Origin of the sequence: Flammeovirga yaeyamensis (assembly GCF_018736045.1) — a bacterium.
GTDB lineage: Bacteria > Bacteroidota > Bacteroidia > Cytophagales > Flammeovirgaceae > Flammeovirga > Flammeovirga yaeyamensis.
The window spans coordinates 1,592,010-1,619,002 of sequence record NZ_CP076132.1 but is presented as its reverse complement, the minus strand read 5'-3'; the positions used below and the strand labels follow the sequence as shown (position 1 = coordinate 1,619,002).

24 protein-coding genes are annotated in these 26,993 nt (G+C 35.1%); 9 read left to right on the top strand and 15 right to left on the bottom strand.

Annotated elements, in window-relative coordinates; genetic code table 11:
- The first annotated feature begins 130 nt into the window (after nt 1-130).
- The 3 genes from KMW28_RS06345 to KMW28_RS06335 all read left to right on the top strand — a co-directional run bounded on the left by KMW28_RS06345 (nt 131) and on the right by KMW28_RS06335 (nt 3,277).
- The gene (locus tag KMW28_RS06345; RefSeq protein WP_169664122.1) at nt 131-427 is read left to right on the top strand and encodes a type II toxin-antitoxin system RelE/ParE family toxin; all 297 of its coding nucleotides are present in this window, start codon (nt 131-133) and stop codon (nt 425-427) included.
- Nucleotides 428-429: 2 nt separating this feature from the next.
- Nucleotides 430-744: an addiction module antidote protein gene (locus KMW28_RS06340; protein WP_169664123.1), complete on the top strand. Its 315-nt coding sequence runs from the start codon at nt 430-432 to the stop codon at nt 742-744.
- A 94-nt stretch (nt 745-838) separates the two neighbouring features.
- Entirely contained in the window at nt 839-3,277 is a 2,439-nt protein-coding gene (locus KMW28_RS06335; RefSeq protein WP_169664124.1) for a bifunctional UDP-N-acetylmuramoyl-tripeptide:D-alanyl-D-alanine ligase/alanine racemase, read from the top strand.
- A gap of 37 nt (nt 3,278-3,314) precedes the next feature.
- On the opposite strand, the gene KMW28_RS06330 is transcribed toward KMW28_RS06335, so the two are convergent.
- From KMW28_RS06330 to ribD, 4 genes are all read right to left on the bottom strand, one after another.
- Nucleotides 3,315-3,773, bottom strand: a complete 459-nt coding sequence (locus tag KMW28_RS06330) for a hypothetical protein (protein ID WP_169664125.1) — start codon at nt 3,771-3,773, stop codon at nt 3,315-3,317.
- Between the two features lie 138 nt (nt 3,774-3,911).
- Nucleotides 3,912-5,180: a bifunctional folylpolyglutamate synthase/dihydrofolate synthase gene (locus tag KMW28_RS06325; protein ID WP_169664126.1), complete on the bottom strand. Its 1,269-nt coding sequence runs from the start codon at nt 5,178-5,180 to the stop codon at nt 3,912-3,914.
- Between the two features lie 306 nt (nt 5,181-5,486).
- On the bottom strand, nt 5,487-6,194 hold the full coding sequence (locus KMW28_RS06320; RefSeq protein ID WP_169664127.1) for a DNA alkylation repair protein: 708 nt from the start codon (nt 6,192-6,194) through the stop codon (nt 5,487-5,489).
- An 8-nt stretch (nt 6,195-6,202) separates the two neighbouring features.
- The gene (ribD, locus tag KMW28_RS06315; RefSeq protein ID WP_205958177.1) at nt 6,203-7,237 is read right to left on the bottom strand and encodes a bifunctional diaminohydroxyphosphoribosylaminopyrimidine deaminase/5-amino-6-(5-phosphoribosylamino)uracil reductase RibD; all 1,035 of its coding nucleotides are present in this window, start codon (nt 7,235-7,237) and stop codon (nt 6,203-6,205) included.
- A gap of 139 nt (nt 7,238-7,376) precedes the next feature.
- Here ribD and KMW28_RS06310 point away from each other — a divergent pair, with 139 nt between their 5' ends.
- Nucleotides 7,377-8,264 carry an RluA family pseudouridine synthase gene (locus KMW28_RS06310; RefSeq protein WP_169664128.1) on the top strand — a complete coding sequence of 296 codons (888 nt, stop codon included), beginning with the start codon at nt 7,377-7,379 and terminating at the stop codon, nt 8,262-8,264.
- Between the two features lie 18 nt (nt 8,265-8,282).
- Here the strand turns inward: KMW28_RS06310 and KMW28_RS06305 are convergent, their stop codons facing one another.
- The 3 genes from KMW28_RS06305 to KMW28_RS06295 all read right to left on the bottom strand — a co-directional run bounded on the left by KMW28_RS06305 (nt 8,283) and on the right by KMW28_RS06295 (nt 11,281).
- The gene (locus KMW28_RS06305; RefSeq protein ID WP_169664129.1) at nt 8,283-8,945 is read right to left on the bottom strand and encodes an alpha/beta hydrolase; all 663 of its coding nucleotides are present in this window, start codon (nt 8,943-8,945) and stop codon (nt 8,283-8,285) included.
- A gap of 4 nt (nt 8,946-8,949) precedes the next feature.
- Nucleotides 8,950-9,513 (bottom strand): hypothetical protein, encoded by a 564-nt coding sequence (locus tag KMW28_RS06300; RefSeq protein ID WP_169664130.1) that lies wholly within the window; start codon nt 9,511-9,513, stop codon nt 8,950-8,952.
- 70 nt (nt 9,514-9,583) lie between these two features.
- Nucleotides 9,584-11,281 (bottom strand): AMP-binding protein, encoded by a 1,698-nt coding sequence (locus KMW28_RS06295; RefSeq protein ID WP_169664131.1) that lies wholly within the window; start codon nt 11,279-11,281, stop codon nt 9,584-9,586.
- A gap of 650 nt (nt 11,282-11,931) precedes the next feature.
- Between KMW28_RS06295 and KMW28_RS06290 the strand changes: the two genes are divergently transcribed.
- The 3 genes from KMW28_RS06290 (at nt 11,932) to KMW28_RS06280 (ending at nt 13,878) form a co-directional block, all read left to right on the top strand.
- Nucleotides 11,932-12,363, top strand: coding sequence for a J domain-containing protein (locus tag KMW28_RS06290; protein ID WP_169664132.1), 432 nt, complete (start codon nt 11,932-11,934; stop codon nt 12,361-12,363).
- 6 nt (nt 12,364-12,369) lie between these two features.
- Complete coding sequence (locus tag KMW28_RS06285; protein WP_066209164.1) at nt 12,370-13,110, top strand: PspA/IM30 family protein; 741 nt, start codon at nt 12,370-12,372, stop codon at nt 13,108-13,110.
- Between the two features lie 240 nt (nt 13,111-13,350).
- Nucleotides 13,351-13,878 (top strand): hypothetical protein, encoded by a 528-nt coding sequence (locus KMW28_RS06280; RefSeq protein WP_169664133.1) that lies wholly within the window; start codon nt 13,351-13,353, stop codon nt 13,876-13,878.
- Between the two features lie 162 nt (nt 13,879-14,040).
- Here KMW28_RS06280 and epsC read toward each other — a convergent pair whose 3' ends face one another.
- The 6 genes from epsC to KMW28_RS06250 all read right to left on the bottom strand — a co-directional run bounded on the left by epsC (nt 14,041) and on the right by KMW28_RS06250 (nt 18,594).
- Nucleotides 14,041-14,856, bottom strand: coding sequence for a serine O-acetyltransferase EpsC (gene epsC, locus KMW28_RS06275; protein WP_169664134.1), 816 nt, complete (start codon nt 14,854-14,856; stop codon nt 14,041-14,043).
- Nucleotides 14,857-14,944: 88 nt separating this feature from the next.
- Nucleotides 14,945-15,538: a 1-acyl-sn-glycerol-3-phosphate acyltransferase gene (locus tag KMW28_RS06270; protein ID WP_066209172.1), complete on the bottom strand. Its 594-nt coding sequence runs from the start codon at nt 15,536-15,538 to the stop codon at nt 14,945-14,947.
- Nucleotides 15,539-15,688: 150 nt separating this feature from the next.
- Nucleotides 15,689-16,408, bottom strand: coding sequence for a tRNA threonylcarbamoyladenosine dehydratase (locus tag KMW28_RS06265; protein WP_169664135.1), 720 nt, complete (start codon nt 16,406-16,408; stop codon nt 15,689-15,691).
- Between the two features lie 34 nt (nt 16,409-16,442).
- Complete coding sequence (locus tag KMW28_RS06260; protein ID WP_169664136.1) at nt 16,443-17,108, bottom strand: TatD family hydrolase; 666 nt, start codon at nt 17,106-17,108, stop codon at nt 16,443-16,445.
- Nucleotides 17,109-17,161: 53 nt separating this feature from the next.
- Nucleotides 17,162-18,070, bottom strand: a complete 909-nt coding sequence (locus KMW28_RS06255; RefSeq protein ID WP_066209179.1) for a PfkB family carbohydrate kinase — start codon at nt 18,068-18,070, stop codon at nt 17,162-17,164.
- Between the two features lie 158 nt (nt 18,071-18,228).
- On the bottom strand, nt 18,229-18,594 hold the full coding sequence (locus KMW28_RS06250) for a hypothetical protein (protein WP_169664137.1): 366 nt from the start codon (nt 18,592-18,594) through the stop codon (nt 18,229-18,231).
- Between the two features lie 391 nt (nt 18,595-18,985).
- Here KMW28_RS06250 and KMW28_RS06245 point away from each other — a divergent pair, with 391 nt between their 5' ends.
- A complete protein-coding gene (locus KMW28_RS06245; protein ID WP_169664138.1) occupies nt 18,986-19,975 on the top strand; it encodes an META domain-containing protein in 990 nt (329 codons plus the stop codon).
- A 175-nt stretch (nt 19,976-20,150) separates the two neighbouring features.
- Entirely contained in the window at nt 20,151-23,585 is a 3,435-nt protein-coding gene (locus tag KMW28_RS06240) for a CHAT domain-containing protein (protein WP_169664139.1), read from the top strand.
- Here KMW28_RS06240 and KMW28_RS06235 read toward each other — a convergent pair whose 3' ends face one another.
- Nucleotides 23,586-26,060, bottom strand: coding sequence for an OmpA family protein (locus KMW28_RS06235; RefSeq protein WP_169664140.1), 2,475 nt, complete (start codon nt 26,058-26,060; stop codon nt 23,586-23,588).
- A gap of 6 nt (nt 26,061-26,066) precedes the next feature.
- On the bottom strand, nt 26,067-26,981 hold the full coding sequence (locus KMW28_RS06230; protein ID WP_169664141.1) for a PorP/SprF family type IX secretion system membrane protein: 915 nt from the start codon (nt 26,979-26,981) through the stop codon (nt 26,067-26,069).
- Nucleotides 26,982-26,993 lie beyond the last annotated feature (12 nt).

Genomic DNA, 26,993 nt, shown 5'->3' with positions numbered 1-26,993 from the left:
TAAAATTAGTCGTTTATAGTAATACAACTTCTTACAATTTCACCCTACATTAAATACCATTTTATACTTTAAAAATTGCTTGTTTGTCGCTTACAAGCTACATTTGTAAAAACTAACGATTCATACATTAATGGAAATTAAAGAGACTAAAAGTTTTTCTAATTGGTTCAAAAAACTAAAGAAGAAAAGACGTTTTGCTGCTTACGAAATTATGAAAAGGCTCAATAGAGTAAAAAATAGAAACCTCTGTGATTGTAAAGCTATTGGAAAAGGAATACATGAACTTAGAATACATTTTGAAAAAGGATATAGAATATATTTCACCTATGTTAATGGTCAGATTATTTTACTATTGGCAGGTGGTGATAAAACAACTCAAAGAGAAGACATTATCAAATCGAAAAAAATATTAAACTCAATCAAATAATTATGAAAAAGGAAAAAATCAAAGATTACAAAAATTCAAATTATTTTGATGATCTAAATGATGCTTACGACTACTTAAAATACATTAGCAAAACAGGTGATGCTAAAGATATTGTTTATGCATTAAATGATGTCGTTAAATTTATTGGAGTAACAAAATTATCTGAAGTTACTGGATTAAATAGAAACAGTCTATACAAAACCCTTTCAGGAGATACTAACCCAAAATTTGATTCAATCATTAAAATCATAAGAGCAATAGAAGCTTTTATGGATGATATAAATAAAAAAGATTCAGGGAAGGTCGAATTTGTTTAATCAATAATTTAGTTTTTACTTCTTAACAACTTCCCAATCTTTCCAAGAAATAATTAATTTTACTATCTAGCCAACTTCTTATTATAAAGTATATATGTCTACAAACACAAGTATCGATTTTTCTTCTTCGTTTTGGAACGCAAAGTATTTACTTATTGATAGTAGAATGCTTACCGCTCCATCTCAAACCATCTTTTTTGCTTTAAATGGGCCTAAAAGAGAAGGAAGCGAATTTATACCTGAGTTGTATGATAAAGGAGTGAGAAAGTTTGTGGTCACGGTAGATTTCGACAAAGGTTACCTGTATAAAGAGGCAACGTTTGTCTATGTAGAAAATACCCTACAAACTTTACAAGAAGTTACTAAATACCATAGAGAACTTTACCCTGACCTTCCAGTAATTGGTATCACCGGATCGAATGCTAAAACGATCATTAAGGAATGGTTGTACACTTTATTGGAAGTGGATAAAAATGTGGTCAAAAGTCCTAAGAGTTATAACTCTCAAATCGGAGTACCTTTATCGGTTTGGCAAATTGATAAAAAGCACGAATTAGGCATTTTTGAAGCTGGGATTTCTAAGATTGATGAAATGAAAAACCTTCAGAGGATTATTCTCCCTTCGATAGGTTTATTTACCAATTTAGGTTCTGCTCACGATAAACTATTTGATAATAGAGTGCAGAAACTTCACGAAAAAGGATTTCTTTTTGATGAGTGTCATAGTATCATTTATTGTCGCGATCATGAAGATATTCACGAGGAACTTCGACAAAAAAACGGCGAATTATTTCATTGGGGAGTGCATCAAGAAGCTGCGTTGAGGATTGAGGAAATTGAAAACCAATTGGTTTACCTCAACTTCAAAGGAAATAAACATCAGATAACTATTCCATTTAACGATGAGGCTTCATTCGAAAATGCCATGCACTGTGTGGCTGTGTTGACTTATCTTGGCTATTCATTTGAGGAAATCAACCGTCGTTTATCCTTCCTTAAAAGTCTTCCGATGAGATTAGAGAGAAAAGAAGGAATAAATGGCACTGTTCTCATCAACGATTTTTACAATAACGATTTAGGAGGTTTGCAGATTGCGTTAAGCTTTATGGGGCAAAATCAAGAAAACTTGCCTAAAACGCTTATTCTATCCGATCTTCTGCAAGGACATAATGATAAAACGGTTTTGTATCAAAAAATTAATGAGTTGATACATGAGCATGAAATTGAACGTTTTATCGGAGTGGGAAATCACTTAAGTCAACATCAAAATGACATCACGATTGATAGTCAGTTTTTCAAAAATACCTCTGAGTTAAAAAATGCGATAAGAAAGCAACAAATCACTTTCAATAAAGAGATGATTCTTTTGAAGGGAGCACGACAATATGAATTTGAAAAAATTGCGGCTCTGCTTCAAAGAAAGATACATAGTACTCGCCTGGAGATCAACTTGGACGCTGTGGTGCATAATCTCATGTTCTACAAAGCACAACTTCAACCTTCAACTAAAGTGATGGTAATGGTGAAGGCTTTAGGATATGGTAGTGGAAAACACGAATTAGCTCATACGCTTCAATATCATTTGGTGGATTACCTAGGCGTTGCTTTTGCTGATGAAGGGGTAGAATTAAGAGAAAATGGCATCCGTACGCCAATTATGGTGCTAACGCCTTCGCCCGATTCTTTTGAAACCATGCGCCGTTTTCAACTAGAACCTGAGATCTATAACTTAGAAATGTTGGAAGCTTTAGAGGACTTTCTAGAAGAGGACGAAAATGAGACCCCTTTTGCTATTCAAATCAATATAGATACGGGGATGCACCGACTTGGATTTACAGTAGCTGAATTGCCTATTTTATTAGAGAAATTAGGGAAAATAGCTTCAAAAGTAAAAGTGACTGGTGTGTTTACGCATTTGGCAGGTGCCGACGAAGAACAGCACAATAACTATACTTTAAATCAAGTACAAGAATTTGATAAAGTAGCGGCTTCTATTGAAGATTTCTTGGGCTATAAAGTGATAAAACATTGTTTGAATTCTGCTGGAATTGTTCGCTTTCCTGAACATCAAATGGATATGGTACGACTTGGAATTGGCCTGCACGGTATTGAAGTGAATCGTATCAAACAAGATGATCTTCAGACGGTGGCGACTTTAAAATCTGTGATTGCTCAGATCAAAACCATCAAAAAGGGAGAAACGATTGGCTATGGACGAAAAGGTGTGGCTTCAAAAGATATGAAGATTGCTACAATTGGTATTGGCTATGCTGATGGTTTTAACCGACACTTTAGTAATGGAGTGGGTAAAATGATCATCAATGGAAAGATTGCTCCCGTCATTGGTAATGTGTGTATGGACATGACCATGGTAGATATTACCGATATCAATGCTATAGTAGGTGATGATGTTGTTATTTTTGGAGAAGATCTAAGCATCACACAATTGGCCAAAGCGATTGATACGATCCCATACGAGATACTTACTTCTGTAAGTTCTAGAGTGAAGAGGGTGTATTATATGGAAGGATAAAAAAAAACTCCTCATTGCTGAGGAGTTTATTATATAATTAAAATTTTCTTGGAATCTTAGCACCATATTCAACGTTTTCATCATTGGAAGAATACAAGTAAACACCGTCTTGTAATTTCATTTTCCCTCCAATTCTGAAGTGGGCAAAGTTTTTTCCTAACTTAATTACTTTCTCTTCTCGAATAAGGGATCCACCTTGTTCATAGGAACATATTGCTTTTATGACATTGTCATGAATTGTTCCTATTAGTTTTCCAGAAATCCTCTCGGTATTTGATGTATTCCAATCAAATTCCCCAAAAACTTTTTCTTCTTCGATATTCAATTTTAAAACTGTAGAGTCTACAAACTGAATAATTTCCCCGTTTTCTACTAAAGTAGGCTCGCTAGTAATTATTTTTTCAAACACCATTTGATGTTCATCATCGCTACAAGTAGTAAAAAGTGAGATAGTAATTAATGATAATAAGGTGTAGAATAAAAATCTACAATTCATAAGTATCACTGTTGGTTAAACATATAATAGTCAGCCATTTACACGACTGACTATTAATTAACTGCGGGGCAAAAGTATAGTATTTGATCTTTCGTTTTACATTAACGCTGTTAAAAAATGTTGTATGAAAGGTTTTGTTTACAACTCATTAATCTCAGCAACCACGAAAGTACTTCCTCCAATAAAGATCAAATCTTGTTGATTTGCATTACTTTTTGCCTTAGAAATTGCCTCATTGACATCCGAAATACACTCTCCCTTTAACCCTAATTCTTTGGCGGCATCAAATAGTATTTGTGCCTCTAAGCCTCTTGGTACATTCGGTTTACAGAAGTAATAATGTGCATCAGCAGGTAGTTTACGTAACATATTTGGCAAATCCTTTTCCACTACCACACCTAAAACAATATGTAAATTGTTGTATTCTTCTCTTTGAAGTTGATTTAACACAAATCTCCATCCATCTTCATTGTGACCCACATCAGTAATTATTTTTGGTTGATGACCCAAAACTTGCCATCTTCCTTTTAACCCTGTGTTCTCGACCACACCCAACAATCCTTTTTTAATAGCTTCCAATTCAATATCAGCTATTTGATATTCATTTAGGTAGTAACTCAAAGCAATTACACCCAATACATTGTGCTTTTGGTAATCGCCTTTTACCCCAATTTCTACATTCTCTAATAATACACTGTCTTTAAGCAGTACATTATTTCCTTTCCAAGAAAGATGATTCTCAGCAAATACTAATGGAGCATTTTTTTCTAAAGCAATCTCCATAAAAACACCCGCAATTTCTTCTTGCTTCTGACTCACCACTACAGGTGTTTCTGTCTTTATGATCCCCGCTTTCTCTCTTGCAATTTTTCGTAATGTATTCCCCAACATATCCATGTGATCGTAACCAATATTGGTAATCAAACATGCTTCTGGACGAATAACATTTGTCGAATCCAAACGACCACCCAATCCGACTTCAATCACCGCAAAATCGACTGACTGATTAGCAAAATGATCAAAAGCCATCGCCACCGTCAATTCAAAAAACGACGGCTGAATCTTTTCAATTGCAGGTTTTACTCTCTCTACAAAATCGATCACCTCATTTTCAGACATTTCCACACCATTAATGCGTACTCTCTCCGTAAAGTTCTTTAAATGTGGCGAAGTATATAAACCCACCTTATATCCTGCTTCTTGCAATACAGAAGCCATTAAGTGAGAAGAACTTCCTTTCCCGTTGGTTCCTGCCACATGTATAGACTTAAACTTCTTTTCAGGATTTCCCAAGAACTTACACAGCTCTATTGTATTGGTTAAATCCTTCTTAAAAGCTGCCTTACCTTCCCTCTGATACATAGGAAGTTGAGCATATAAAAAATCTAATGTTTCCTGATAATTCAATTTCTTAATATTTTAAATTAGGTAGTAGGTAGTAGGTAGTAGGTAGGAGTTAGGAATTAGTAACTAGGAGTTAGAAGTTTAAATTTTTTATCCACTTATCGTGTCAATTATCCCATATGCTTTATATCTATCAAGCTTTGTACATAATAAATTTACACATACTGGAGGAGCGAACTATTCGTAACTCCTAATTCCTCACTCCTAGTTCCTAACTAAAACAATGATTTCGAATTAAAAGTCACCCTTTACCTATTACTTATTCCTTATTAGTTATTACCTCTTACTTCTTACCTCTTCCCTAAAAATCTAGCACCTTGTACTCTTCTTCTTCTTCCCCACTCTATCCATCGATCTTACTTTAAAAATATAATCTTCAGCCATAGGTACCTTACAGCTTGTCTTGCCCATGTTCACGGAAACTTTACCTATGTTTTTTCCGACTTCCATCGCTTTTTCTGATAAGCTTTCTATGTAGACACCCACTGCAATCACAAAGCCATTAAGGCTATATCGAACACGGTTTTGTTGTTCGTGAATGTGATTTTCTGCAAAAGTAAGTAATTCTTCGATTTTTAAAAGATCAATTTCGTCATCATTACGAATTGATATATAACCGGCAAGAGTACACCACCCTGCACTGCAAATAAACTCTTGATCCGATTGAATCCACTCTAAACCAAGCGACCATGCATCATTACTTGATGCCGCTACTCCTGCAACAGCATAATCAGAAACCATGTACCAAGTCGCCCCTTTTGCCCAATCGTTAAGCTCTTCTTTAGTAGCTAGCTTTGGATCAGCAATCATGCCTGCTAGATATTGCGCATCCGAATTTCCGGTATCGTATAATTCAAGGGCTAATTGATGATTGGTTTTTATCTTCTTCTGTAGTTTTTTTAGATCTCCTACTTTTACTCCAAAAAAAGGTTCTTGAGCCCCGTGATTCATATAAATACGCTTAGTACCTTCATTTCCAAATTGATACAAAGCATCCATTACCTCATTTAAGTCCATAGCAATTCCTATTTTTTTTGATAATATATCGAATAATTATCACCTAAAATATTTCTTGATGATACTTTCTGGTAATTCTTTAATTGAGGTGCAGCAACTCCTTTTCCAAATTCAGCTGTAGACGAGGTAAATACATGTGCTTCATCCCAAAGATTTTGATCAATAAACTCTTGTAAAACGAAACCGCCCCCCTCTACAATTACGGAGTGAAGTCCTCTTTTGAAAAGATCTTCTAGTAAAGATTTGAAAAAGTTTTCTTCAGGCAAGAGAACATATGACAAATTATCTGATGTTTCATTTTGTTGAACATTATACACAATAGTAGGTACTAATTGATCGAATAGGTGATAATCTTTAGGTAATTTTAAATACCTATCGATGACTATTCTTGTAGGATGATTGCCAGTCCAATCTCTTACGGTGAGCGATGGATTATCGTATTGAGCGGTATTTCTACCCACAAGGATTGCATCTTCTTCCGCACGCATTTTATGCACCAATTGTCTCGATTGGGCATTGCTTATCCATTTAGAATCGAAGTTTTCTCTTGCCACAAACCCATCTTTGGTTTGTGCATATTTCAACATCACATAAGGTAATTGTTGGGTCATGGCTTTGAAAAATCGTTTGTTGATTTCAAACCCTTCCTTTTCTAAAATCTTAGTTTCTACCTTAATTCCAGCGTCTTCAATCCTTTTAATTCCCCTTCCTGCTACCAATGGGTTAGGGTCTAGATTACAGACATATACCTTTTTTAATTTATTTCTTACGATAAGATCGGCACATGGAGGTGTTTTTCCATAATGACTACAAGGTTCTAATGTCACATACATTTCTGCCTCAGAAAGTAAGTGCTTGTCTTCTTCTTTTACAGAAGCAACGGCATTTACTTCAGCATGTGGCTCACCATATTTTTTATGGTACCCCTCGCCTATAATTTTTCCATTATGAACAATCACAGCCCCAACCATAGGATTTGGGCTCACATTTCCTTTACCTAATTGTGCCAACTGAAGTGCACGATACATGTACTTTTCTTCCATCCTCAATGAATTTTGTACGAATTTACAATTTCGAACTGTGTAGAAAAAAAAATGAGTTCGATTTTGAAATAATTAGTAAAAACCTCGAGGATAACTAATCGAAAAGCAATAATTTGCCAATCTCAAATTAAATTATCCTATGTCCTTATTATTTGATCATAAAGTAGAAAATCTAAAAGGTGAACTACGATTGTTAGACTATTTGCTAAAAAGTGAATCATCTCTAAACACCCGTAATGGTTTAAAGAAAGCATTCAAACAACAACGCATATTATTAAATAATCAATTAGCTAAGGGACATGAGTGGTTATCAGTTGGTGATCAAATTATCATTAAAGAAGAAGAAGCGACTCCTCCAAAAGTATTTGAGCTAAAGTTGGAAGTTATTTATGAAGACGATGTTTTAGCTGTTGTTTTCAAACCTGCAGGATATCCTGTAAGTGGCAATCAATACAAAACCATTGAGAATGCTTTATTGTATAATCTTCAGCCTTCAACAGCATCAGATGCTTTGTCGTGGCCCAAACCCTGTCACCGTTTAGATGCTCCAACATCAGGAGTATTACTGATTGCTAAAACCAGAAAAAGCCGCGTTGCTTTAGGCAATCAATTTGAGGACAAAACGATTCAAAAGAAGTATCATGCTGTAGTGATGGGAAAAGTACAAGGTACAGCTGATATCAAAGAGGATATTGAGGGTAAAAAATCGCACAGCACCTATCAATCAATAAAAAGTATCCCATCTTTGAGATCAGAATTTTTGACCCTAGTAGAACTCACTCCACATACCGGACGAACTCATCAACTTAGAATTCATATGGCTGGTTTAGGTCATCCGATTGTTGGCGATGCAACCTATGGTAAAAAAGGAAATACCTTAGAGGGAAAAGGGCTATTTTTATGCTCTACATCCATTTCATTTCATCATCCTGATACTAATGAGTGGATGGAGTTTTCTGCCAATTACCCTGCTAAGTTTGATAAGCTTTTGGAAAGAGAAACCAAAATGTGGGAAAAATATAAGTAGAGCACAATTAAAGACAACTTAAAATAACTGATGGTTTTTAAGCACCGTCTTCAATGTTGGTCTATTCACGCTGTGCCCACCTCTAAAAGTCACAATATCTGTCTCACACTTCAACTGTTTGATGAAGTCCTTTAACTTCTCGATTTCAATAAAACTACGGAAAGGATCGTTGTCTCCAATCACATAAATGACTTTACTATCGGGTGAAAGGAAATCGAAATCTTCTACTGTAAATTCTTTTGGAATATCTGCAGCCCATAAGATAAGGGCATTTACTTCGGGTTGTGCATCAACGAGCCACCTTAATAAAGTAGCCCCACCTTGAGAGAAGGCAAAGTAATTGCGTTTTACATCAAAAGATGGAATGGAAAGTAATCTATTTTGGACCACCTCCTCAATATATTTTTTCTGATGGATAATATCTTTTTCTCGATGCATTCTTGTCATCCATGAGGCACCAATCTTCTCGTATTTATCATCTAAATAAAATCGAGATAATCCTTGTAAAGCCACTACATGATGATGCTCTTGAAGAATATCAAAACGACGGATAAAATGTTCTGCCAACTGTCCATATCCATGAAATAAAAACCAAACATGTTCTGTCTCTTTTGTTGCTTCATGATTAAAAACAAAAGGGGCTTCTACCTGTAATTTCACCCATTCTTCTTGATATTCCATTTGATTAATTTAATAATGACTTAATGTTTTTAGAGGAAAGTTTGAAGATAATCCATGCGTAGAAGAGTACCAATAAAAACACTAAGAAAGCGACTCCATAAGACAACCAAGCAGTTATTTGCAATATCATTTCTAGATTTTTTATTTGTCCAGTCTTCAATAAATGTGTAGCCGTCTCTGCTTGAAGAGCATCACTATTAAGTAACATTATTGATCTTTGAAAAAGATGATATACAATGTTGTAAGTATAGGCACAAATTAACCCTATTCTTGCCCAATTTTTAAAAAATAAAAGACCTATTCCAGAAACAGTGCATATTCCATAAAAAATCACATCCAAGTGTAAACTAAAGAATTGATAATCCCATATAAAATTGAAATCACCTAGATCAAAAATTTTCTTTAAGTCGTAGTTCGTTCTTGGATACCCACTCAAAAAATAATTTATAGAAGTGTAGGATGACTTCACTAGACCAAATAACCCAGTGATGATGGAAAAGATAGCTATAGAATTAACTTGCTTGTTCTTTTTCTGTTCGGCTTGATACTCGAGTACTTCAGTTTGCATAATAGTAAGTTCAGTGAATAAAAAAAATGCCACTTAGTAAAAAACTAAGTGGCACAATTTAAATTTATTCTTAATGGATTGCTTGCTTAAATCTTTCCATTTCTTCTTCTTTTAGTGTTCTACGAAGAATTTTACCCACATTTGTTTTTGGTAACTCCGTCCTGAACTCATAATGCTTAGGAACTTTATATCCTGCAAGGTTTTGTTTACAGAATTCCTTTAAAGTATCTGATGTTAAGTGTTGGTCTTTTTTCACCACGAAACATTTTACAGCTTCTGTCGATTTGTTATCAGGAACTCCAATTACAGCACATTCTAAAACGCCTTCGTGCATTACCAATACTTCTTCCACTTCGTTTGGATATACATTAAAACCTGATACCAAAATCATGTCTTTTTTACGATCGACAATCTTAAAGTAACCATGATGATCCATTGTAGCGATATCACCTGTTCTTAACCATCCATCAGCAAAGAAAGTTTCTTCAGTATCTTTTTCACGCTTCCAGTAACCTTTCATCACCTGAGGACCTTTCACACAAAGTTCTCCTACTTCACCAATACCCACTTCTTCACCTTCTTCGCTCATAATTTTCACATCTGTCGACGGGTAAGGTAAACCAATTGTTCCAATTTTAGGGCTATCCAATCGGTGTACACATACTACTGGAGCAGTTTCTGTAAGACCGTACCCTTCTGCAAGTGTACAACCCGTTACATCTTCCCATCGTTTTGCCACAGCCATCTGAACAGCCATACCTCCACCGATAGTCACTTTTAAATTCGTGAAGTCCAAATCGGCGAATTTCTTATGGTTCAACATACCGTTAAATAATGTATTTACACCTGTAACGATAGAGAATTTATATTTCGAAATTTCCTTGATGAATGCGTTCATATCACGTGGATTGGTAATCAAGATGTTTCTTGCTCCAATCTTCATCATCGTCATACAGTTTACCGTCAGGGCAAAAATATGGTATAACGGAAGTGCAGTGATGACTACTTCTTCACCTTCCGTCAATACGCCTTTTAACCAAGCATTTGATTGCTCTAAATTGGCAACAATATTTCTATGCGTTAAAATTGCTCCTTTAGCAACGCCTGTTGTACCACCTGTGTATTGTAAAAAGGCATGATCCTCTCCTTTTACATCTGGCTCCTTATATTCTTGTGCATCTCCCTTGCTCAAAGCATCTTTAAACTTCACCGCATCTGGAAGATTGTAAGAAGGAACCATCTTTTTGATGTGCTTTACAACCGCATTTACGATAAGGTTCTTAGGGAAAGTAAGCATATCCCCAAGCTCTGTTGTTACAATGTTTTCTAAGGTAGGCACCTTGTCCTTGATGTTCTCCAACTTATCTGCAAAGTTGGCTACAATTACTACAGTCTTCACCTCTGCATCTGTAAACTGATGCAACATTTCTCTTTCCGTATATAAAGGGTTGGTGTTTACCACTACCATACCTGCACGAATAGCACCAATCATAGCAATTGGATACTGCAAGCAGTTCGGCATCTGAATCGCAATGCGATCCCCCTTTTGCATACCACATTCATTCTGTAAATAAGAGGCAAAACGTTTCGACTGTGTTTCAACTTCAGCGTAAGTTAATTTTCCTCCCATGTTCTCGTAAGCAATTTTGTTGGAAAACTTCCCAAATGCTTCGCTGAACAATGATAAAAGTGATTGGTAGTTGTCAGGATTGATTTCCTGAGGAGTAAAATCTGCGTAATGTTTGTACCAAGGACGGTTTTGTTCCATTTTTTTGATGACATTTTGTGAGTATTGCTTCCTAATTAGGGATCCCAATACATTAAGCACTACTAAATTCTTATTTCAAGTCTCCACCCATTAAATGATATACAATTGATAATAAATCATTTAAAAAAAGGCATTCAATTCAAGACTTTTTTTCATATCTTATTTTGTAATAGGATGATCCTTCCTATCAGCACTTTGTTTACATATAATTTACTTAATGATTTTTATATTTCACGCATGTGCTAATCAAATTTAGTAGTAAAGTTTAAATAATAGCAATCTTTAAATTAAAGTTTGGTAGGATTAACAATACTTTAACCCCATTAATCGTCAAATATACATTTACAACTCAAAAAGTCCAAAAATAAATGAATATTCATTCTTTTATTTTTTTATTGTCTAAAACACATCCTTTTTCTATTATTTTTCGTGAAATATAAAGTAGATAATTATATATAAATATTTACTTAGTTTTAGATCATGTCAAATTATAATCAAATACTATCTATGTAAAACAATTACTTTTATCTTCGGATTAATTTTTTATATTTATTACTGAGTGTAGATGATTATATCATCAAGTAACTCAGCATAAATGTGATCAAAATAAAATCAACATTTAGTGTCAAATGCAATTATCAAATTAAACTATGTTAGTAGACCGTTTTAAAGATATCCTTCGTTCAGCAATAAATGATCAAATTGCTAACAATCCCATGTTTCAAGATTTAATGGATAAAGATTTTGAAAAAGAATGGAAGAAGTATTACGAGGAGATTATCAACAATAACAAAACTCAGCAAAATTACTCCTATCAAGATTATGATAGTCAACAAAGCTATCAGCAAGGTAATTACCAACAGCAAAAAAAGGCTGAACCTTCTTTAGAAGAGAAACATTACAATGCCTTAGAGGTGCCCAAAGGGTCTGATTTTGCCACCATAAAAAAAGCGTATAGAAAGATGATAAAAGTGTATCATCCCGATTTATTTCAAGGAGACCCCAAAAAGCAGGAGATGGCACAGAAAGTGACACTTGAAATAAATGAAGCTTACAATTACTTTGAGAAAAAATTAAAATAAATAGATATGTTTAAGTGGTTAAAAAGACTTTTTGGTATAGTAGAATCAGAAACACATTCTGTATTAGATAAATTAGAAAACCCTATTAAACAAACAGAACAAGGGATTAGAGACCTTAAAGCTGACTTATCGAAGTCCATGCAAGGTCTAGCGGAAGTGAAGGCATTAAATATTCGTGAGAAAAAAGAATATCAATCAAATATTGGGAACGCTAAAGATTTTGAGAAGAAAGCAATGATGCTTCTTGAAAGAGCTAACCGTGGTCATATTGATCCTAACGAGGCGGATCGTTTAGCTACCCAAGCTTTAGAAAGAAAACAACAATACGAACAAAGAGCCACAGCCAATAAAACCAATTTAGATAACTACGGTGGTATGTTAACTAAAATGGAAAGTAATGTACATCAATTAAAATCTCAGATTAGTAAGTGGGAAACTGAATTGAAAACATTAAAAGCTAGAGCGACTGTTAGCGATGCTTCGGCCAAATTAAATAAACAATTATCGAACGTTGATTCTTCTAATACCATTGCTCGTTTACAGAAAATGAAGGAAAAGGTAGAGGAAAAAGAAGCATTGGCTGATTCTTATGCGGATATTGCTAGTCTAACAAACAAAACCGTTGAAGATGAAATTGATTCTGCTCTAGGAATTGGAGGAGGAAGTACACAAGCCTCACTTGGCGCTTCGGATGAGTTACTAAAATTAAAAGCCAGGTTGGCGGAAAAGAATAAACCCAACCAATAAATAGTGGTTTTTTAAAGAATATATAGTAGTCACTTCAGAAATGAGGTGACTTTTTTATTGCCTACTCTTTTTATTATCAATTAATCATTTTATTTGATATTACCCAGTTAAAAATAGTAGTACTAATTAAAGCATTCTATACCCTAAATTGAAATATTAAAACAAAGTAATTGCACTTTTCTAATTTATCGCACATTTCAAAGTTCTGCTTTGTTACCCACTTATAAACCGAATAAACCTATGAAAACGCTAATACTTATTATCTCTTTAACAACCGTTCCAATGACTCTTATATTTGCTCAACATCATGTAATAGTCAACGACATCAACGAAGCCTACGATTATTATCAATCTTCGCATGAGGGTGCTGAAACCGCATTGCACTACATCAGCGAGTGTTTTGATTGTACAACGATCGATTGTATCAAAGAAAATATGCAAATCGCTAAATCAGAGGCGGAAGCAGCAATGAAGAACGCTCATTATGCTAAAGATGAGACGCATGAAGCAAAAAGTCAGGCATACAACCATTGTACCGTGGCAGGTAGTGAAACACATGATGCTCATGGCTCTTTCCATGATGCAAAAAAAGTATTTGATATGGCCTCTAACACATTAGGTGTAGCTCATTTTTCTGATGATGTATCAGAAATTCATTCTCATCTAAACAATGCCATTGACCATATTCACATCGCTATATCACATTTAAACAATGGTGTGGACGGTTTGAACAATGCACTTGGAGAACTCGAAGTATGTAAAAACTAATAACATATATATAAATTTGTAAAGGCCGTCTCAATAGTATTGAGATGGCCTTTTTTGACTCCTATCTAATTTTTATGATACTTTAGAGTCATAAAAATCAACAATAAAAAACCCACGATTTCAATCGTGGGCCTATCTATATCTATATACTTAGCTGATTAGCTAAACTTTCTTTTCCTTTTGTCTAACACTCACAGATGCTTTTGTATATACCGTAGAATGTGGTTCTATACTTTCTGTCAACCAAACATTACCACCAATAATAGAGTGTTCGCCAATAACTGTATCACCACCTAAAATTGTAGTACCAGAATAAATCACAACATGATCTTCAATCGTTGGATGTCTCTTCACTGAAGCCAAATCTTTGCTTACACTCAAAGCACCTAAGGTAACGCCTTGATACAATTTCACATGGTCTCCAATGTTACACGTCTCACCTACAACAATACCAGTACCATGATCAATGCAAAAATGATCGCCAATACTTGCACCTGGGTGAATATCTATACCTGTTTTAGAGTGTGCATATTCAGAGAACAATCTAGGAACGATAGGTACTTCGCATTTAAACAATTGATGACTCAAACGGTACACAAAAATAGCAAAGAACCCTGGATAGGTTAAAATAACCTCCTCTATGTATTGTGCTGCAGGGTCACCATCAAAGCAAGCCTGTGCATCTTTTAATAGGCGTTGATGTATATCAGGTAATGCATCAAAAAATCGTTCTGTTACATCTACACAGCCCACATCAAACTGATCTCGAATAGGTAAAAATAGTTCTTGAAGTTTCCCTTGTAAACGTATCAATGCCAATTCTGAGGCATAATACCCTTGTTCTACTCCAGAAACTACTGGAAATAAAAATCGAAACATATCGTCTACAAACTCTTCCGCTTTAGCTTTGGAAGGCATTTGCAACATACATTTCGATTTATTTATCTGATTTATGATTTCTTTTTGAATCTTTTCCATGTTACTTCATCATCCTCTAACCTACTATATAATAACATTACGAGAGAATAGTAGTTTGTGTTTACAATATTAATGAAGTAAACTGACTTTAAGAAATATACCTTTTATCTAAAGAATACATTTCTGGAAATTTTGGTTTGGGATCGAACTCTTGATACACTTTCGTTATGTATTTCATATCCGCGTCTATATCGCCAGTAGGCTCAAAAGCTTCAATAATTCCCCCTTCTTTTTTCTCATAATCTAAATAAGCTAAAAGAATAGGCACTTTTGCAGTTAATGCTACATAGTAAAAACCCGATTTCCATTCTTCTCTTAAAGACCTTGACCCCTCTGGAGGTATCACTAATGCCAATTCCTTGTTGGTTTCAAAAAGATTGGCCATCGCTTCTACCATACTCAACCTTTTTTCTCCTGCAACTTTAGGACTTCTATCTATTCCAACCGCCCCCATTGGACTTAATGCAATATTCAAAGGAAACTTGATCCAATCTTTCTTAATGGCAAACCTTAATTTAATACCAATCTTTCTCATACAAGCCACCATGTACACAGCGTCCCAGTTGGTTGTATGAGGGGCTGCTAAAAAGACACTTCTTTTCATGGTTTCAACAGGTATATGATGAATGTTTAACTTCCAGCCATTTAACCAATAAAAAAAATTGAATAATAATCTGATCATTACGTATAATGTGTAAAATAAGGTTTAGTTAAGTTCTAACACCACATGAAAGATTTTCTATACATGTTCATCGTGTCTGACAAGTAAAACCAATACTATTTTTATTATGTGACAAAAACGCCAAAAATTTATGATGACTTTAAGCACCTTTTAGTCCTCCAAAATTCCACGAATGGCTACAGAAGCACATGTTAAACCAAAAACGGCTGGCATATAGGAAATAGTTCCAATAGTAGATGCTTTATGCAGTACTCCTTCCACTGTTTTCACTTTCGATTTATCAATTAATTCGGGAGAGTACACCACCTTAAGCTTTCTTTTGATACTCTTCTCTTTGATTCTCTTTCTAATTTTCTGTGCTAGCTGACAGTTATATGTATCCTTCAAACGCGCCACTTTTGTTTGGGTTGGATCCATTCGTCCACCTGCTCCCATTGAACTAACAATTTTGATATTATTTTGGATCGCTGTTCTGATCACGTCCATTTTTGGAGCAAGTGTATCGATACATTCGATCACATAATCATATTTATGTGCAAGTAACAACTCTTTGATGTTCTCCCCATCCAAGTAGATTTTCTGAACATCCAAGTCGACATTCGGATTTACATCTTTAATTCTATTGCCAATCACTTCTGCTTTTGGCATTCCGTCTGTAGAAATCAAGGCTGCAATCTGACGGTTTCTATTACTTTGTTCGATCACGTCTCCATCAACCAAAGTAATTTTACCAACGCCAGCTCTACCAATTGCCTCAGCAGCAAAACCACCAACGCCACCTACACCAATAATTAATACGTGTGCTTTACCTAATGTATCTAATCCTTCTGTGCCCACTAAAAGCTCAGTTCTTTCTTGCCAATGTCCCATAATTCTGAATAGTGTTTAAAATTCGGGGGCAAATTTAAAGAAGTCCTTTAATTTTGGGAAAAATCTTCGAAGCAATTTCAAGTTTTTGGCTGATTAATTCATCTTCCTCTACTTTTAATAAAGCAGAAGCCTGTTTATATACCGTCTTAATTGATAATTCAGCAGCATCATCTGTCTCGAAGAATACATAATTAGGGTCAACATCAAGTAGTGCTTGTATTGTTTTTTTGTGCCCTTTCATGAATTGTGTTCCAAAAGATAAGTAGCATCCATTTTTTATCAGCTGATCTGCGGTTTGTGTATTTCCAGTAAAACCATGTATCACCCAAGGTTGTACACACTTTTGTTGTTTCTTTATTTGAAGAACATCAGGATAACTCCTAACGGAATGAATGATTAAGGGTAAATGATGTTTTTCTGATAAGTCAATATGCCGGATGAAAATCTCTTTTTGATGCTCCCAATCTACATCAATCACTCTATCTAAACCACATTCTCCAACCGCATCTATTTGATGTATCACCTGAGTTAATTCGTCAAAGCAAGTCGCTATATCTACTTCTTGTATATGCCAAGGATGTATTCCCGATGATTGGAGTTTTTCATCAGAAACAGAATGGAAAGACTGAATAAAATTATTTCTTAATCCCAGCTCATTTTCCTTACTCGGATGATGTGTATGTGCGTTAAAATAGATCATAAAAAAAGGGACATCACTTTAGTAATGTCCCTAATATATCGTTAAGAATTCAATTAGAAAACTGTTAGTTCCTCGAATTCTTTTACTCTCGCTTCTAAATCAGCTTCTGTGATTTCTAACAAACGGTCTGTACCGAATTTTTCCACACAGAAAGAGGCCATAGCTGATCCGTAGATCACTGCCTTTTTCATGTTATCGAAAGAGATATCATCTGTTTTTGCTAAGTAACCAATAAAGCCACCTGCAAAAGTATCACCTGCTCCTGTTGGATCGAATACTTCTTCCAATGGTAAAGCTGGCGCTGAGAATACTTTGTCTTCGTGGAATAACAATGCACCGTGCTCACCTTTTTTGATGATCAAGTACTTTGGTCCCATTTCCATGATTTTCTTTGCTGCTTTTCTTAAAGAATATTCTTTAGAAAGTTGACGTGCTTCCTCATCGTTGATAGAAAGAACATCTACCATAGAAATTGTTTTCATTAGATCGTCCCAAGCGATGTCCATCCAGAAGTTCATTGTATCCATAACAACTAACTTTGGTCTGTTTTCCAAACGCTCGATAACAGTCGATTGTACTTGAGGAGAAAGGTTACCCAACATTACATATTGAGCATCTTGGTAATTTGCAGGAACGATTGGATCGAAGTGCTCCAATACATTCAATTCAGTTACCAAAGTGTCTCTTGAGTTCATATCGTTATGATATTTCCCTGCCCAGAAGAACGTTTTTTCACCTTCTTTTACTTGAAGACCGTCTGTGTTAATACCTTGGCTTTCTAGCGTTTTGATGTATTCCTCAGGAAAGTCATCACCTACTACAGCAACAACATTTACAGGCTTTGTAAAGAATGATGAAGAGATAGAAATATATGTACCTGCTCCACCGATAATTTTATCTGTTTTTCCAAAAGGAGTCTCGATAGCATCAAAAGCTACAGAACCTACAGTTAACAAACTCATATGATATTTTTATTTATTTCAGTTTTTTAGATTGATACAGACTTCAATAAATCTGATCCTATTAGTCTGCAAAAGTAAACATAATTCTTTGAAAATAAGAAAGACCGATAAGGTTACTTTCCATTATCGGTCTTTTCTTTAAATCTATTGACTAGATTTTACCTTCTCACAGGCAAATTCTCTACATCACAACTGTATTGAATCGTCTGTATTTGAGATTTCATGTCTTCTATAATCAAATTGGCTTCTTTTTCATCATTTACATTATTCCCTTCTTGAAGAACCATATAAATAACTAAACAATTCTGATTCGCATTTATAAACTCCAAAGCATCTTCTGATTGTTCATTTATCGCTTCACAATCGCTCTTTGCTAAAGCTTCTAAAAACACATCGGAATAATATTGGTATCGTTCCCCAATATTACTGTGATCACAAGATGTTAATTTCGATTCTTCAGAATCACATGAACCGAATAGAAGACAAACCATACTCAATAATAAAGTATAGATTGTTGTTTTCATATATTTGTCGCTTTACACTCTCATTCTATTGAAGGAATCCTTGTTGAGAAAATACCTTCCTTATCACAAAGTAAGACAATTGAATCCGAAGTTAGGACAACAATTCTATATTTTTTTTTAAAAGGCTATTTTTTGATATTCATTCACTTTTAACAACCTACACTTCATTTATATAAATAGAGCATTAAATGACTGTAATACAACCGTATAAATGGAAAGAATTTTCTTTTAACTTTGTTTAACCCCTTTTCCTTCCTTAATTTATAGACACATAAATAATTTTACTCGTTAAATAAAATTCAACGAACGAGAGAATGTAAATATTAACCTTTTATCCGTTCTAAAATCAAAAAGATTATTCATAACTACACAGTGAATTATGACAAATAATATGAAACTTAGTATTGCATTACTAATTACTCTAATAGTAACTGCTTGTGCTTCAACAAAATCACCAAAATCTGAAACCAAAACGATTACTGTAAGTGCTAAAACTACAGAATGTACAGGCGTTGGGCCTCAAGAATGCTTATTAATTAAAGAAGATGGAGATACTGAATGGAAAAACTTTTACGGTAAAATCGAAGGGTTTGATCATAAAGTAGGTGTCGAATCTGTATTAGAGGTAGCGATAGTTAAAGTAGACAATCCTCCTGCAGATGCATCATCACTACGTTATAAATTAGTTAAAGTCGTGAACGAGAAACAAGATAAGCTAATGTTATTAGAGGGTACTTGGGTAATCTCTAAATTAGGCGATTTAGATGCTGATCCTTTAAAAACATATATCTATTTTGATACAAAATCGAATAGAATAAATGGTTATGCTGGTTGCAACGGCTTAGGTGGTGCTTTAGATTATGATGCTGAAAAAGATGAATTAAAATCGGGTCCATTCATGTCGACAATGATGTTCTGTGAAGAAGTAGCAGAACAAGAAAGAGCTTTAGGTAAGATCTTAGAGAACTTCAATAAATTTGATATCGATGGTGATATGATTACACTAAAAAAGGACGATGAAGTTCTTGTTACTGCAAAGCGTGGTGTAAACCATAGAGATCTTTATAAAAACTGGGAATTCACTTTCATCGAAGTTGTAGACGATTTCAATGGAAATGTCCCTAATATTATGATCAGCAAAGATGGAGACGCTAGCGGAAGCGGTAGCTGTAACAACTTTAATGGGAAAGTAAAATTAGATGCTTATTCATATGACATCAAAGTTGGACCATTAATGGCAACAAGAAAAATGTGTGCTAACAATGAAGTAGAGCACGTTTTCTTTGCTAAGATTGATCTTGTTGACAACTATCAAATTGTTGATGGTGAGTTACAATTACTTTCTGGAAAGCAAGTGATCTTAAAGGCGAAAAAGAAATAATTAGAGATTAAAATAGATATGGGTGCTTCAAAATACCCATGTAAAAGGGGCTGTTACTTTTGGTGACGGTCCCTTTTTTTAATTAATCAATAACACACTCAAACTTACATAGTTACCTTTATATCAAGAAGTTTTTTTAAATTAAGGTAGATCTATAAATAACACTTTCTGCCCCTTGAAACCTAATTCTCTACTTATACTCTGTAGTTATTTTCTTTATTTTATAAATACTCCAATCTCATTAGCACAAAAAAATAAAGACTACTCTCCCCAACTCATCCACCAGCTCCAAGAAGAAGGTAAGATTTGGGAGGCTAAAGACATATCCAAACAATGGATCAACCAATCCGTCCAAAAATATGGCAACGAAAGTATCGAAGTGGTTATCCCTTTGATCGTTTCTACCGAACAAGCCATTATCCGCCATGAATATTCCACTGCCATTAAGCAAATCGACAGAGCTTTAGAAATTATGAACAAAGCTTCTGGTTGGCTCTACCCTGACTATGCATTGGCCCTTAATTATAAAGCCTTCTGTTTACTCATGCTCGATCAGACATTTCAAGCTATTTCATTAGTCGATGAGGCTGAGATGATCTACATTAAAACTTTATCAAAAGAGCATCCCGATAATATTTATTGCTCCATCAATAGAGCCATCATACATCAGAATTTTAAAGAATATGAAGAGAGTGAAAAGCTGTTTATAAAAAGTAGAATTCAGAATTTCAATCATGAAAAAGAACGTATCGGTTTCGAAAATTCCATTGATGATGAATGGATTCAATTACACATGGCCAATATGTTTATTGCTTCTTACAACAAGAATTTTGATGTGATTAAAACACTCACCGAGTTAAAAGAGACTTATGAGTCAAAAGGGAGAGAAAGAAACCCCAGTTACCTTGATTTACTCTCTACTATAGGTGATGCATACTATATGCAAGGACAATTTAAATTGTCCGAAAAGCACTACAATAAGTGCCTAACCTTAAGAAAAGAGATATTTGGGCAAAATCATATTACCACCCTAAAAGTGTATTTCAAACTTGCAGATGTATATAAAGAGGAAAATAAATTTCCACAATCCGAAGAGTACTTTAAGTTGGTGGTCGATAAATTCGACCATGTCGATGGCGACCCTCTATTATTAAAAGAAGCCTACTTACATCTATCCGATATTTACTTAAAAAAGGGGAATACAAAAACGGCTTCCCATTACTTAGAAAAAGGGGAACACATTCAATCCTACGATCTAGAACTCCGCTTTTTCGAACTAAGACTTCGAGGAGAAATACATTTAATAAAAGGAGAATATGTGCAATCGGAATTAAGATTTACCGAGCTTCTTTCCATTGTTTTACAAGAAAAAATATTCTTCACTCAGCACTATACAGAAGCACTTTGTTCTTTATCTGAACTGTTCCTTATGGTCGGTAGATTTTCAGATGCGAGGACACTCTGTGAAAGAGAATTGGCTTTTCTTAAGCGACGAAAGCTTGATAATAGTGCTGTAGGTTATTTGGTACAGACTGTTTTGTATAAATGCGAATTGTATCAAAATCCAACAATTGATATTACCGATAAAGTGGTGACACTTGAAAGTGACATCAAAAAGTTATTAAATAACTCCCATTCTTTGTTGATTAAAACCCAACAACTATTGGGCGACTATCACTTTAACACCTCATCATTTGATAAAGCTTTCAGAAATTATCAATCAGCAGAAAAATTAGCTGATGCACTGGAGATTGATGTGAAGTATTACATCAGATTGCAAATCAAATTTAAGAAAGTAGATATTCTAAATTCAAAAAAAGAATATGAATTGGCCTATAATGAGCTCAAGACTTTAGAAAATACATTCGATAATTTATCCATTCATAAACCTACAATCATTAGTAAAATGGCCTATACCAACTCTATGCTTGGTAAATGGGATTTGGCCGAAAAAATGATTTTGGATGCGGTCGATTTAAAGTTCAAACAGTTGAACGAACAATTGATCTTTACCAGCGAGGACGAGAAAATTAATTTTATACATCATTCCAGTGCTGTATTTACTTATTTCTTTAGCTTAATGACGACAGATCAGGGCATGAGGTCTTCGCTTATGAGGGAGAAGTGTTACGACTTACAAGTCAATTACCGTAAATACTTTTTGAAGGAATCTATTCAGCGAAAAGAGAACATTAAGATGCTGAGTAAATACCGACAAAAAGTAGAATTCACCAACTATACTAACAGTTTAAAAAAACTCAAATCTCAACTAGCTACGGCTAATTTTTTCTCTGTAGAGGAAAGGAAAAAAATTGATTTCGATTGCTATGGCATTTCTGACCGAATCAATAATCTAGAGAAATCGTTGGTGTACGCTACTTATGATAAAAACGATTCTTCCGTTTTAAACCAAGACCTTACTTGGCAAAGCACACAAGAGCGTTTAAAAAATGGAGAAATAGCCATTGAAATCATTAAGCTTAAAAATATTATTGACACTAAAGTTTCCTATGGAGCCGTCATCATTTCTAAAGAGTTAGAACGCCCTAAGTTCGTCCCAATTGGTAATGCAAAGATCTTAGAGGTGGATGTTTTAGATTATTATCATCAGATAGTCACCATGAAAACAAGATCGCTGATAGTGACTGATGAACCAAAAAGAAATATCAATGCGTACGATTTTTATTGGAAACCAATCAGAAAAGTAATCGATGATCTAGGCATCAAAAGCGATAAAATCTATTTGAGTAATGATGGGATTTATAACTCCATCAATCTAAATATTCTCACCAACCCTGAGACTAAAAAATACATGATCGACGAGGAAAACATCCACCTTGTGATGAGTACAGCAGACATTCATCTTCAAAAAGAAAAGAAGGTCATCAATAAAGAAATCATATTGGTGGGCGACCCGGTTTTCCAAGTGGAGGAAGTGGCCTCGACAAGAGGAAATACAGATGAGAATACTCGTCAAGCTTATTATTTCAACCTCTATAATTTACCTGGAACAGCAAAAGAGATTCAAAACACGGCAGAATTATTTAAGGAACATGATTGGAATGTGGTGACTTTAAACAAATTGAATGCTACTGAAAAAAATGTAAAAAACATTCACACCTCTCCCTACATTATCCACTTGGCTACCCATGGTTTTTATTTGGATCAACTAAAAAATCCGATCATTAGCAGTCCTTTATTAAAATCAGGATTGTTCTTTTCGGAGATCACTTTTAAAAATGAAAAGGATCTAAAAGAGATATATGATGAGGGAAATGATGGTATACTTACGGCCTATGAGGTAAAAGGATTGAATCTAAAAGATACCGAATTATTGGTCTTGTCTGCTTGCCAAAGCGGAGTATCTGATATTACTTCAGGCGATGGTATTTCAGGCTTGCAATATGCATTTAGTATTGCCGGAGTGAACACCATCATTATGAGTTTATGGAGTGTAGATGATTACGCTACCCAGCTTTTGATGAATGAATTTTATAGACAGTGGATCAAGACGAAAGACAAAACTGTTGCCTTTCGCCTTGCCCAAAAAGAAGTGATAAAAACATATCCAAATCCTTATTATTGGGGAGCTTTTGTGATGGTGGATTAGTTATTTATAAATGGTGACATCAAAGTTTGATTTCCCATCGAAGTCTTCTAAAGTAATGTATCGGTGTGTGATTTCGATTCCTTCTTTATCCAACACTAATTTGTACTTGTATTGATTCGGAACCATCAAGTTGAACACCCCTTCTTCTGTTGTTTTATCTTGTGCTAATAGCTTCCCTTGATCGTCCAAGGCTTTCACATTGTATCCTTCTACTCCACCAATCAAACTCACAAATATTCCAGTTATGCTATTAGAAGTTGATCTAATGATTTCTTTATCACTATCCTCTAAGACTTCTGATAATGAATCGGGATAAAACTTATTATAATCGCTTCCGAAGTACCCTTTTTCATTGAGGTAACCCGTCACATAAAACTCTGTTCTACGGTTTAGTTGATGTTCTGCTTCCGTACATCTTTTGCCTTTACAATCGATGACCGGCATGGTTTCTCCATACCCTTTATAGGTCATTCTTTCTGCAGCGATACCTTTACGAACAGCATAATCAAAGGCTTCTTTGGCTCTACGATCTGACAACGCTTGGTTATAGGAATCTCGACCTCTAATATCCGTATGAGAAGATAATTCGATCGTAATGGTCGGATTGTATTTCATCACATTAACTACAGTATCTAATGAATGGGAAGCATCATCTCGGATGTTCGACATATCAAAATTATAGTAAATACGGATACGTTGTCCCACTATTGGATTCATGGCAATATCTCTCACCGTTTTGTAATGGTCTTGTGTATTGGTTGCTTGTCGCCTTGTAAAATATCGTGGACGTTCAGAAATAAAGTCGTAATGTTCTTGTGCTTTGGCAGATATTCTATAATAACCTGTAGAATCCGAAAATACGACTCTCTCTGTTTCTGTTGATCGATCTTTTATCGTTAATCGAGCAATGATTGGTTCTTTGGTGAGTGAATCATACACATGACCTTCGATATAAGGTTGTGCTAATTCTAAGACAATTGGCTCTCCCATTTCAATAGTTTGGGCGGCTTCTTTCCCTGCCAAAGTATCTGATGCATAACTCTGCTTTCTACCAATAATAGGCATCAAATCGGGCCATTGATCGAAGCGAACCTTAAATAAACCCGACTCATCTGATTTGGTCACCACCTTTCCATCTATTTCTACTAATGCATCTGGGATGGGTGTTCTTTCGAACTTATCAATGACTATCCCTTTAAAGAAAACCTTCTCTACTTCTAGAATATTGTCGTTTCCTTTATCAGAGAATTCGGTCATTCTATTGGAAGAAATGTAATAGCTCTTCAAATTAATTTTAGTACCACCGAAATCGTCGTAACTCGAATTGATGGGAGCATGAAGGTGAACAGGCTTTTCGTATAAACTATCCAAGTTTTGCATCACAATATCCAACCCACCAAGTCCTCCCCAACCATCGGAAGAAAAATACAGTTTGTTTCCATCTACTGCTGGAAATACTTCATTCTTTTCTGTATTGATCTCTTTTCCCATAAGTGTCGGAGAAGAAAACTTTCCATTCTCTTTTATATCGGAATAATAAATATCTGATCCTCCAATTCCATCGGGTCTGTCAGATACAAAATACAATCGTTTTCCATCGGAAGAAAAGGCGGGATGACCTGTAGAATAATCCGTCATATTCCACAAAAAGTCTAGAGGTTTACTCCAATCTCCTTCTCCATTTTTAGTGGCGATCATCAATTGTAAGTTACTTTCTTTATCTTTCGTTTTTTCTTTTGCTGAACTACGTGTAAAGGCGATCATGTTTCCATCAGGACTAATCGATGCGGATGCCTCATGGTATTTAGAGTTGATTTTTGAGGAGAAATTTTGAACATTCCCCAAAGAATCTACATAGAAAAGATCCAAGAAGGAACCTCCGTCCCAAGCGTATTTTTTCCCACCAGTTTGTTTAGATTTTCTATTGGAAGAAAAGACATAGCCATTGTTGTATTTAAAAGGACTGAAATCGTCTTGATTGGAGTTGAAGGAAGGACTTCTCACCTCAAAGAGATCTTGATCTCTCATGAGTGGTTGAATAGCCGATAAATTTTTCAGCTTCTGATACACCTCGGCAGAATGCTCTGCCCCTTTCCTATCAAACGCTTTTTTATACCACTGTTCTGCTTTTTTATATTCTCCTACATTGTATAAAGCATCTGCATAAGTGATTGTTGCCACTTCATTGGAAGCAATTAATGAACTATCCATTTTATCGAATAGATCTACCGCTTTTTGTGGCTTGTTTAGTTTTTGGAAGCATCTTGCCATTTGTATCGCATATTCTTCCTTTTTTTCTGGATTACTTTCTTTTTGATATTTCTTTTGATAATGCTTTAACGCTTTCGCATAATCCATGTTCTGAAAACGTTCCTCGTTTCTTTCATCAAAATCTTGTACCCTTTGGTTTTGCATTGTTTGTGCAAAGAGTACAGGCGATATCAGCATCAAAAGTAGTAAAATGAAGTTCTTCATATGCTGCTAAAAGTATCTTGGTGTTTTTATTTTCTTTTTCTTATTCTCAAAGAATACATTAATCACAAACTCATGCGATCCGTTGGTAATATTAGAAGCTGAGTTGGTAATCATATCATAAGAATAGCCTATCCTAAAGACTTTGCTTAGTTGTATTTCGGTAAGGAGTGCAAAGGATTCTTGTGTTCTGTAAGAAACACCAAACCATATCCACTCCATAATTAATGCATTCAGGTTAATATCAGCTTGTAAGGGAGCCCCTTCTGTTAATCGGAAGAGGATATTCGGTTTCAACATCAAAAGGTGAGATAGCTCTATGGCGTAACCTGCATTTAAGAAATAATGTCGCTTTTCTTCCACCACTAAAGTCGAATTAGGATCACCTAAATCAGAACTTATCAGCCTTGGTGCTGAGAAACCTAGGTAAAGATGATCGGTATTGTAGAATAACCCTGCTCCAAAATTGGGAGAGTTTCTTCTAACAGTTCCATCAGGCAATGCCGGATCGGGTAAAAATGAAGTGAGGTCTGCAAAATTGACCGCCACGCTATTAAATCCTCCTTGCAAACCAAAAGAGAGTGTCCCAGAAAATAAATTGATTCTATATGAAGCCACTACATTCATATTCTGAGTAGTGGTAGCACCAATTTTATCTTGTGAGAACAACCCGCCAATACTCATTCTTTTATTTCCTAAGGGGGAATCAATCGCTAATGTGGTGGTATTTGGAGAGCCGCCTACGCCTGTCCAATGCTGTCGGTAAATCAGAGATGTATTTACACCTCCCTGACTACCTGCATAGGCAGGATTGATGGTCAATCCATTAAACATGTATTGAGAATATAATGTAGTTTGTTGGGCTTTGACTTGATGGAATAGCGCCATCATCAAAAGCCATACTATTGCAAAACACTTTTTCATGTTTTTCTTTTT